This window comes from Streptomyces sp. NPDC033845, from assembly GCF_055576225.1.
In genome coordinates this window covers 61,005-69,187 of record NZ_JBVIRI010000027.1, presented here as the reverse complement: position 1 = coordinate 69,187, position 8,183 = coordinate 61,005, and the positions used below count along the sequence as shown (strand labels likewise).

General features: G+C 71.0%; 12 protein-coding genes and 1 tRNA gene. 10 read left to right on the top strand and 3 right to left on the bottom strand.

What is annotated here, in order from left to right:
- Positions 1-122: 122 nt before the first annotated feature.
- Positions 123-845: a helix-turn-helix domain-containing protein gene (locus tag ACZ50K_RS33880; RefSeq protein ID WP_468910455.1), complete on the bottom strand. Its 723-nt coding sequence runs from the start codon at positions 843-845 to the stop codon at positions 123-125.
- Between the two features lie 253 nt (positions 846-1,098).
- On the opposite strand from ACZ50K_RS33880, the gene ACZ50K_RS33875 reads away from it, so the two are divergent.
- The 10 genes from ACZ50K_RS33875 to ACZ50K_RS33830 all read left to right on the top strand — a co-directional run bounded on the left by ACZ50K_RS33875 (position 1,099) and on the right by ACZ50K_RS33830 (position 7,556).
- Positions 1,099-1,767: a DUF4097 family beta strand repeat-containing protein gene (locus ACZ50K_RS33875; protein WP_468910453.1), complete on the top strand. Its 669-nt coding sequence runs from the start codon at positions 1,099-1,101 to the stop codon at positions 1,765-1,767.
- Between the two features lie 12 nt (positions 1,768-1,779).
- The gene (locus tag ACZ50K_RS33870; protein ID WP_468910451.1) at positions 1,780-2,766 is read left to right on the top strand and encodes an ATP-binding cassette domain-containing protein; all 987 of its coding nucleotides are present in this window, start codon (positions 1,780-1,782) and stop codon (positions 2,764-2,766) included.
- Positions 2,763-3,557: an ABC transporter permease gene (locus ACZ50K_RS33865; protein ID WP_468910448.1), complete on the top strand. Its 795-nt coding sequence runs from the start codon at positions 2,763-2,765 to the stop codon at positions 3,555-3,557. The genes ACZ50K_RS33870 and ACZ50K_RS33865 overlap by 4 nt, the downstream gene beginning before the upstream one ends.
- Before the next feature lie 145 nt (positions 3,558-3,702).
- Complete coding sequence (locus ACZ50K_RS33860) at positions 3,703-4,017, top strand: hypothetical protein (protein WP_468910445.1); 315 nt, start codon at positions 3,703-3,705, stop codon at positions 4,015-4,017.
- A gap of 109 nt (positions 4,018-4,126) precedes the next feature.
- Positions 4,127-5,245, top strand: coding sequence for an LLM class flavin-dependent oxidoreductase (locus tag ACZ50K_RS33855; protein WP_468910443.1), 1,119 nt, complete (start codon positions 4,127-4,129; stop codon positions 5,243-5,245).
- Positions 5,242-5,907, top strand: coding sequence for a CE1759 family FMN reductase (locus tag ACZ50K_RS33850; RefSeq protein ID WP_468910440.1), 666 nt, complete (start codon positions 5,242-5,244; stop codon positions 5,905-5,907). Before ACZ50K_RS33855 ends, ACZ50K_RS33850 begins: the two co-directional genes overlap by 4 nt.
- A gap of 61 nt (positions 5,908-5,968) precedes the next feature.
- Positions 5,969-6,166 carry a type II toxin-antitoxin system prevent-host-death family antitoxin gene (locus tag ACZ50K_RS33845; protein ID WP_468910439.1) on the top strand — a complete coding sequence of 66 codons (198 nt, stop codon included), beginning with the start codon at positions 5,969-5,971 and terminating at the stop codon, positions 6,164-6,166.
- A gap of 35 nt (positions 6,167-6,201) precedes the next feature.
- The gene (locus tag ACZ50K_RS33840) at positions 6,202-6,570 is read left to right on the top strand and encodes a DUF6247 family protein (RefSeq protein ID WP_468910436.1); all 369 of its coding nucleotides are present in this window, start codon (positions 6,202-6,204) and stop codon (positions 6,568-6,570) included.
- Entirely contained in the window at positions 6,567-6,890 is a 324-nt protein-coding gene (locus ACZ50K_RS33835; protein ID WP_468910435.1) for a hypothetical protein, read from the top strand. The genes ACZ50K_RS33840 and ACZ50K_RS33835 overlap by 4 nt, the downstream gene beginning before the upstream one ends.
- A 135-nt stretch (positions 6,891-7,025) precedes the next feature.
- Positions 7,026-7,556: a hypothetical protein gene (locus ACZ50K_RS33830; protein ID WP_468910433.1), complete on the top strand. Its 531-nt coding sequence runs from the start codon at positions 7,026-7,028 to the stop codon at positions 7,554-7,556.
- Here ACZ50K_RS33830 and ACZ50K_RS33825 read toward each other — a convergent pair.
- Complete coding sequence (locus tag ACZ50K_RS33825) at positions 7,553-7,843, bottom strand: hypothetical protein (protein WP_468910430.1); 291 nt, start codon at positions 7,841-7,843, stop codon at positions 7,553-7,555. The two genes, ACZ50K_RS33830 and ACZ50K_RS33825, sit on opposite strands and share 4 nt — an antisense overlap.
- Positions 7,844-8,027: 184 nt before the next feature.
- Positions 8,028-8,120 (bottom strand) — tRNA-OTHER (locus tag ACZ50K_RS33820).
- Positions 8,121-8,183: the final 63 nt, after the last annotated feature.

The window sequence follows — 8,183 nt, the reverse complement described above, 5'->3', positions numbered from 1 at the left end:
AGGCCAACCACTGGTACTAGACCAGCGGCCCCCACGCTCCAAGACGTGTACGACGATGCCCGGCCCCCACTGACGGGGGCCGGGCATCGTCGTACACGTCTGACGTGCGTTCCGGCGGTGGGTCAGGCGGGGTCCGCGGGCTTGGGGTGGAGGATGTCGCGGGCCTGCACCGCGGCGCGGGCGATGCTCTCGCTGACGAAGTCGACGAAGCGGGCGATGTTCTCCAGACGGACCGCGGCCGGGGTGTCCGGGCCGAGGACGTGCACGCCCTCCCGCGCGATCCCGGCGAGCTGGGCGGTGGCCTGGGCGCTGGAGATCATCGACTGGTACCAGACGTCGTCGTCGACCACATAGCGGTCGCGGCGGCGTTCGTCGCGCTCCCGGCGGATGAGCTCCTGGCTCTCCAGGAACGCGATCGACTTGGACACGGACGCCGGGCTGACCTGGAGCCGCTGGACCAGCTCGGCGGCGGTGAGGCTGCCCGCGTCGGTGGTGGTGAGGCAGGTCAGTACCCGGGCCGTCATCTTGGGCATGCCCGACGCTATGAGGATCGTGGTGAAGGTCTCCTCGTACGCGCGCACCGCCTCCGGGTCCCGGCCGTGCGCCTGCTGGGGCTCCTGCGGTCCCCGGGGCGCGGACGGCCGGCGCCGGTGGGCGCGCTGCTCGGTGGCCCGGTGGGCCAGGTCGGCGCGGTAGGCGTTGGGGCCGCCGTTGCGCATCACCTCGCGGGTGATCGTCGAGGTGGGGCGGTCGAGGTTCCTGCCGATCTCCGCGTAGGCGAGGCCGTCGGCCAGCCCCGAGGCGATCTGCTGGCGTTCCTGCTGGGTGAGCCTGCCTCCCGGCATCGCTGTGCTCCCTGTCTCCTTTGTGGTCCGTGGTGCCGCCACTATAGCGTTCACTCTCTCTCATTGCAACGCTTGACGGCTTGTCTGTTGCGTTAACCCACTTTCCGTTGCAACGATTAAATGCCTCTGAGCTGCATGTTTCCAAATCTGTCGCAACAAGTGCATTGATGGATCCTCGAATGCAACGTAGCTTTTCGGTTGTCAGAAACCGCAAGTACGCGGCAGACGGAACGTCGAAACCCAGGAGAGAGACATGCAGACCTTCACCGCCTCCGCCCCGATCGCCGCCGTCCTGGACATCCCCGCCGGCCGGATCGGTTTCATCGCCGCCAACCGCGCGGACGCCACGGTCGAGATCCGCCCCGCCGACGCCTCGAACAGCCGCGACGCCAAGGCGGCCGAGCAGGTGACCGTCGAGTTCGCGGACGGGATCCTGCGGATCTCGGCCGCACCGCCGAAGAACCGCGTCCTCGGCAACTCCGGTGCGGTCGAGGTGACCGTCCAGCTGCCGGCCGGCTCCCGTGTCGAGGCCAGGACGGCGGCCGCGGACCTCCGGGGCGTCGGACGCCTCGGCGAGGTCGTCTTCGAGGGCGCCCGGGGCACCGTCAAGCTCGACGAGACGGCCGGTGCCCGGATCACCCTCGCCGCCGGCGACATCTCGGTCGGCCGACTGGGCGGCTCCGCCCGGATCGCCACCCAGAAGGGCGACCTGCACATCGCCGAGGCCCTGGGCGGCAGCGTCGAACTGTCCACCGGGGCCGGCGACATCGAGATCGACGCCGCCCGCGGGGTGTCCGCCGCCCTCGACGCCGGCGCCACCCTCGGCCGGATCAGCAACTCCCTCACGAACACCGGCGGCACCCCGTCCCTCGCCATCAAGGCCACCACCGTCCAGGGCGACATCACCGCCCGCAGCCTCTGAAGGAGCACCCCCATGACCAACCTGGCCATCTCCGCCACCGGTCTGCGCAAGTCCTACGGCGACAAGCTCGTGCTCGACGGCATCGACCTGCACATCCCGGCCGGCTCCGTGTTCGCACTGCTCGGCCCGAACGGCGCCGGCAAGACCACCGCGGTCCGGATCCTCTCCACCCTGGTCTCCCCCGACCCGGGCTCCGGGGAGATCCGGGTCGGCGGCCACGACCTGGCCGCCGAACCGCAGGCGGTCCGTGCCTCGATCGGCGTCACCGGCCAGTTCTCCGCGGTCGACGGTCTGATCACCGGCGAGGAGAACATGCTCCTGATGACCGACCTGCACCACTTCCCCCGCAGCGAGGGGCGGCGGATCGCGGCCGGACTCCTGGAGCGGTTCGACCTGGTGGAGGCCGCGAAGAAGCCCGCCTCCACCTACTCCGGCGGCATGAAGCGCCGACTGGACATCGCCATGACCCTGGTCGGCGACCCGAAGATCATCTTCCTGGACGAGCCGACCACCGGCCTCGACCCCCGCTCCCGCCACACCATGTGGGGCATCATCCGCGAGCTGGTCAACGGCGGGGTCACCGTCTTCCTCACCACCCAGTACCTGGAGGAGGCCGACGAACTCGCCGACCGCATCGCCGTGCTCGACGGCGGCAGGATCGCGGCCCAGGGCACCGCCGAGGAGCTCAAGCGGCTGATCCCCGGCGGCCATGTCCGCCTCCGCTTCGCCGACCCCGCCGCCCACCGGGAGGCCGCCCGGGCCCTGGACGGGGCCACCCGGGACGACGAGGCACTGACCCTCCAGATCCCCAGCGACGGCAGCCAGCGCGAGCTCCGCTCCGTACTCGACCGGCTGGACTCGGCCGGGATCGAGGCCGACGAACTGACCGTGCACACCCCCGACCTCGACGACGTGTTCTTCGCCCTGACCGGCACGGGCGCGGCCGTCTCCTCCTCCACCACGAACGAGCCAACCCAGTCCAAGGAGACCCTCCGATGAGCTCGACGAGCCCCCTCGCCCTCGCCGTCCGCGACTCGAACACGATGCTCCGCCGCAACCTCCTGCACGCCCGCCGCTACCCCTCCCTCACCCTGAACCTGCTGCTCACGCCGATCATGCTGCTGCTGCTCTTCGTCTACATCTTCGGAGACGTGATGAGCTCCGGGATCGGCGGCGGCGACCGCTCCGCGTACATCGCCTACCTGGTGCCGGGCCTCCTGCTGATGACCATCGGCAGCACCACGATCGGCACCGCCGTATCGGTTTCCACCGACATGAGCGAGGGCATCATCGCCCGCTTCCGCACCATGGCGATCCACCGCCCCTCGGTCCTCGTCGGACATGTCGTCGGCAGCGTGCTCCAGTCCATCGCCAGCGTGGCCCTGGTCGGCGGCGTCGCCGTGGCCATCGGCTTCCGCTCCACCGACGCGACCGTCCTGGAATGGCTTGCGGCGTTCGGACTGCTCGCCCTGTTCGCCCTGGCCCTGACCTGGATCGCGGTCGGCATGGGCCTGATCAGTCCCACCGCCGAGGCCGCCAGCAACAACGCGATGCCGCTGATCCTGCTGCCGCTGCTGTCCAGCGCCTTCGTCCCCGTCGAGGGAATGCCCGGCTGGTTCCAGCCGATCGCCGAGTACCAGCCCTTCACCCCCGCCATCGAAACCCTCCGGGGCCTCCTCCTCGGCAGCGAGATCGGCCACAACGGGTGGCTCGCCGTCGCCTGGTGCCTGGGCCTCACCCTCCTCGGCTACTTCTGGGCGACCGCCAAGTTCAACCACGACCCGAAGTGACCCCCGTGAGGGCGAGGGCCTCCCCCCTCCGCGCTCCGCATCCCGCCCCGCCACCGGGCGGCGTCCCCGACGGGAAGTCGGAGTACGCCGCCCCGTTCGCGTCACCGGGCCCTACCGTGGCCGTACCGCCTGCCCGAGGGACCCGATGAGCACGCAACCGCCGCCTCCGCCTCCGCCCGCGCCGCCTCCGCCGCCTCCGCCTCCGCCGACGGACTGGACGGTCAGGCTGTCCCCGGCGGCCGTACGGACCCTCGCCGACCTGCCCGGGCCCGCGCGGGAATCGGTCCGGGACCTCCTGGACATCGCCTGCCGCTCCCCGTGGGGCTGGCCGCGATGGGACCCCGTCGACCCGGAGGGCGAAGACGTCCGGGCCGCCTCCGTGGGCCTGCTGTCCGTGGTCTACACGGCCAACCGGCTCACCCGCCGGCTGTCCGTCCTGGAGATCGTCTGGCTCGGCTGACCCGATGGCCCGCCTGAAGATCGCCCCGGGTACGGAATACCCGCGGGGGGCCGCCCGTTCACCGGTATAGTTGAACTGTCAACAACCCTGGGAAGGGGAGGAGCGAGCCATGCAGTTCGGAATCTTCACCGTCGGTGACGTCACACCGGACCCGACGACCGGACGCACGCCCGGCGAACACGAGCGCATCAAGGCGATGATCGCCATCGCACGGAAGGCCGAGGAGGTCGGCCTCGACGTCTTCGCCACCGGCGAGCACCACAACCCGCCGTTCGTCCCCTCCTCCCCGACGACCCTGCTCGGCTACATCGCCGCACGCACCGAGAACCTGATCCTCTCCACCTCCACCACGCTGATCACCACCAACGACCCGGTGAAGATCGCCGAGGACTTCGCGATGCTCCAGCACGTCGCCGACGGCCGCGTGGACCTGATGATGGGCCGAGGCAACACCGGCCCGGTCTACCCCTGGTTCGGCAAGGACATCCGCGACGGCATCGACCTGGCCATCGAGAACTACGCCCTGCTGCGCCGCCTGTGGGACGAGGACGTGGTGACCTGGAAGGGCAAGTTCCGCACCCCGCTGCAGTCCTTCACCGCGACCCCGCGCCCGCTCGACGGCGTCGCCCCCTTCGTATGGCACGGCTCCATCCGATCCCCGGAGATCGCCGAACAGGCCGCCTACTACGGCGACGGCTTCTTCCACAACAACATCTTCTGGCCCGCCTCCCACACCCGGCAGATGGTCAACCTGTACCGCGAGCGCTACGCCCACTACGGCCACGGCACCCCCGAACAGGCCATCGTCGGCCTCGGCGGCCAGGTCTTCATGCGCCGGAACTCGCAGGACGCGGTGCGCGAGTTCCGCCCGTACTTCGACAACGCGCCGGTCTACGGGCACGGACCCTCCCTGGAGGAGTTCACCTCCCAGACCCCGCTGACCGTCGGCTCCCCGCAGCAGGTCATCGAGCGCACCCTGTCCTTCCGCGACTACGCCGGCGACTACCAGCGCCAGCTGTTCCTGATGGACCACGCCGGGCTGCCGCTGAAGACCGTCCTGGAGCAGCTGGACCTGCTGGGCGAAGAGGTCGTGCCGGTGCTCCGCAAGGAGTTCGCGAACCTCCGGCCGGCCGGCGTGCCGGATGCCCCGACCCACCGGGCCCGGGTGGCGGCGGCCACCGACCGGTCAGCGGACCGCACCACCGAGCAGCAGGAGGCCCAGGCATGAAACTCGTCATCGTCTCCGCCGGCCTGAGCACCCCCTCCTCCACCCGCCTCCTCGCCGACCGCCTCACCGCCGCCACCCTGACCCACACGGACGCCGAATCCGAGGTCATCGAACTGCGCGACCTGGCAACCGAGATCGCCCAGCACTTCACCACCGGCTTCCCGCCCGCCCGGCTGGCCGCCGCCCTCGACGAGGTGGCCGCGGCGGACGCCCTGATCGCCGTGACCCCCGTGTTCGCCGCCTCCTACAGCGGCCTGTTCAAATCCTTCTTCGACCTCATCGACAAGGACGCCCTCACCGGCACACCGGTACTCCTCGGCGCCACCGGCGGAACGGCCCGCCACTCCCTGGTCACCGAACACGCCATGCGCCCCCTGTTCACCTACCTGCGCGCCCTCGTCCTCCCGACCGCCGTGTACGCGGCCTCGGAGGACTGGGGCCAGGACGGCCTGGCCCGCCGCATCACGAGGGCGGGCGCCGAACTCGCCCGCCACCTCACCCCCGCCCCCCGGGCGACCACCCGGCCCGTCGACACCGACACCGACACCGCCGCCGCGATCGCCCCCCGCTCCCTGAGCGGCGCGATCACCTCCACCCACCCCGCGAACACCACCCCCCGCATCTCCTTCGAACAACGCCTGGCAGCCCTCCAAACCCCCTGAATTGGGCTAATAACCTACCCCCAACTATCGCAACTATGATAGTTGGGGGTAGGTTGAGGGGATGGAGCCGAAGACGTACACGACGATCGATCTCCGCAAGCAGATGGGCGAGATCCTCGACCGGACCCGGATCGCGGGCGAGCCCGCCGCGATCACCAGGAAGGGCAAGACCCTGGCCTATCTGGTGCCGGCCGAGTGGTTCGAGCAGTACACGGCACAGAGCTCGCCGGCTCCGGACGCCGATCAGGACGCGGCCTGACCGGGCCGTACCGCCTCACCAGGAGTCCCTTCGCCATGACAGCTCAGCCCATTCACTTCGACGGCCCCGGCGGCGATCGGCCCCGACGGCTCCCGCCGATGCCCGAACGCACTCCGCAGGCGCTGCGGCTGGCCATCCAGGAGCACGCCCCCCACCTCCTGCCGGACTTCGAGGCCCACTGGCGCCGCGCCATCGGGGACACCTTCAACCTCACTCCGGTCCCGGCCTTCATCCGGCTGTGGTGGACCCAGTACGCGATCGCCCGGGACCCCGGCCTGGAAGCACACCTGAGCGACCTCGAATCGAGGGCCGCGAAGACGGAAGACCCCGCGGAGTCGGCCGCGCTCCTGGCCGAGTACAGCCGTCTACGGCACCAGGCGGCCGCCGCGGAGCCCGGCCGGTGACCGACGAGCCCCCACGACCGCCCTGGCAGATGGACTGGACAGCAGAGGCACGGCAAGAGCTCGAAACCATGCCGCCGGACGGCAGACAGCTGGTGCTGGCGGCACGGGCGGAACTGATCACGGCCCAGGACCCCTATTTCCGGGGCATCGACGCGGACCTCTCGCTGCCGCACTGGATCACCGTCCGACCGCTGGCCTCGACCAGCCCGGGCGGCCCGCACATCGCCGACCTCGCCGGTGGCCGAGGCTGGCTCGTCTTCACCTTCATCCGCCGCCACGCCGACCCCCAACTCACGGTGACCGACGCCTTCTGGGCCTGACCAGGCCGGTCCCACCCGATGGTGCTCGGTGAAGCTCTTGTCTTGCTCAGGGAATCGGCGGAAGGGAACGGTCCGCTGCCCGGCGCTGGCAGGCTCAGGCCATCGCAAGTGCCGGGGGGAGTAGGGGGAGACGACATGACACGTAGGGCCACCACTGCCCTGGGCATCGCCGGTACGGTGCTGCTGTCCTCGCTGGTGGCCTGCACCGCGGACGGCGCGGAGCGTGCCACCGGCGGCCGGCCGGCCGCCGCGGCCGTATCGCCCACGGCCGTCCCGCCCTCCGGCGCGGAGCCCTCCGCCGAGGAGCCGCCCGAGTTGGACGCGTCCGAGACGCCCGCCGGCCGACGCGGCGCGGCGAGCGGGAACGGGGTGGTCGAGTTCGGCAAGGGCCGCGAGGGCGAGGCGCTCGTCATCGCCGCGCGGTGCCAGGGCCCGCGCCCTGGTTCGGGCTCGGGCCAGGGCCAGGGCCGGATCGTCGTGTCCGTGCCCACCGTTGGCGTTTCCTTCCCCCTGGACTGCGGCAGCGAGCGGTCCACCACCGCCTATCACCAGGTGTCCGTCGGGGGATCCGACCTGCCCGGAGCCGCCTCGGTCAGCGCGCCCTCCACGGTCCGCTGGTCCCTGACCGTGGGCCGCGCCGAGCCGGCGCCGGCCGACACCTTCTAGGCGGGTGCCGGGCCCGGCCCGGCGGGGGACGGGCGTACGGCACCGGTCAGGGCGGTGACCAGGGCGGTGACGGCGTAGGTCGTCACGAGGGTGGCCATCATGATCGAGCCCACGCCGATGACGAAGAAGCCGTCGCCGTGCATGTCGTAGAAGGAGGCCACGGTCAGGCCGGCCGTGGTGCCCCATACGGTGTCCGAGGACCGGCCGCGGAAGGCCGCCCAGCACACCGGCCCCAGCAGGGTCAGCACCAGACCGACCACCTGCCAGGCCTCGTAGGGGCCGCTCACCGAGCCGTCGGGGTGCAGGTCAAGGTGCTGGTTCCAGCAGTGGCGGCCCGCTCACGCGGCTGAGCATGGTGTCGCCGCGCTCTCGGATACCCGCACCTCGCTGGCCGAGCTCATCTCGGCCACCCGGACGGAGGCCGGCACCGCTGCCGGCATGTAGCCGGCCCGTGGCCGGGTGGTCATTGCGCGGAGAGGGCAGGATTCGAACCTGCGTGGATCCTTACGGACCCGACTTCGAGCGTGCTCTTGGTCCCCGATAAACCGCTCCGGGCACCTCTCCTGGTGTCAGTGGCCGCTGTGGTGGGCGGGTTGACGTGGTGTTGCTGGTTTTGCGCGGAGAGGG

Excerpts from the sequence above, each read along its gene's own strand:
- ACZ50K_RS33830 (WP_468910433.1), top strand. The coding sequence starts at position 7,026 with ATGACACGTAGGGCCACCACTGCCCTGGGCATCGCCGGTACGGTGCTG.
- ACZ50K_RS33880 (WP_468910455.1), bottom strand. The coding sequence starts at position 845 with ATGCCGGGAGGCAGGCTCACCCAGCAGGAACGCCAGCAGATCGCCTCG.
- ACZ50K_RS33850 (WP_468910440.1), top strand. The coding sequence starts at position 5,242 with ATGAAACTCGTCATCGTCTCCGCCGGCCTGAGCACCCCCTCCTCCACC.
- ACZ50K_RS33840 (WP_468910436.1), top strand. The coding sequence starts at position 6,202 with ATGACAGCTCAGCCCATTCACTTCGACGGCCCCGGCGGCGATCGGCCC.
- ACZ50K_RS33845 (WP_468910439.1), top strand. The coding sequence starts at position 5,969 with ATGGAGCCGAAGACGTACACGACGATCGATCTCCGCAAGCAGATGGGC.
- ACZ50K_RS33875 (WP_468910453.1), top strand. The coding sequence starts at position 1,099 with ATGCAGACCTTCACCGCCTCCGCCCCGATCGCCGCCGTCCTGGACATC.
- ACZ50K_RS33855 (WP_468910443.1), top strand. The coding sequence starts at position 4,127 with ATGCAGTTCGGAATCTTCACCGTCGGTGACGTCACACCGGACCCGACG.
- ACZ50K_RS33865 (WP_468910448.1), top strand. The coding sequence starts at position 2,763 with ATGAGCTCGACGAGCCCCCTCGCCCTCGCCGTCCGCGACTCGAACACG.
- ACZ50K_RS33870 (WP_468910451.1), top strand. The coding sequence starts at position 1,780 with ATGACCAACCTGGCCATCTCCGCCACCGGTCTGCGCAAGTCCTACGGC.
- ACZ50K_RS33860 (WP_468910445.1), top strand. The coding sequence starts at position 3,703 with ATGAGCACGCAACCGCCGCCTCCGCCTCCGCCCGCGCCGCCTCCGCCG.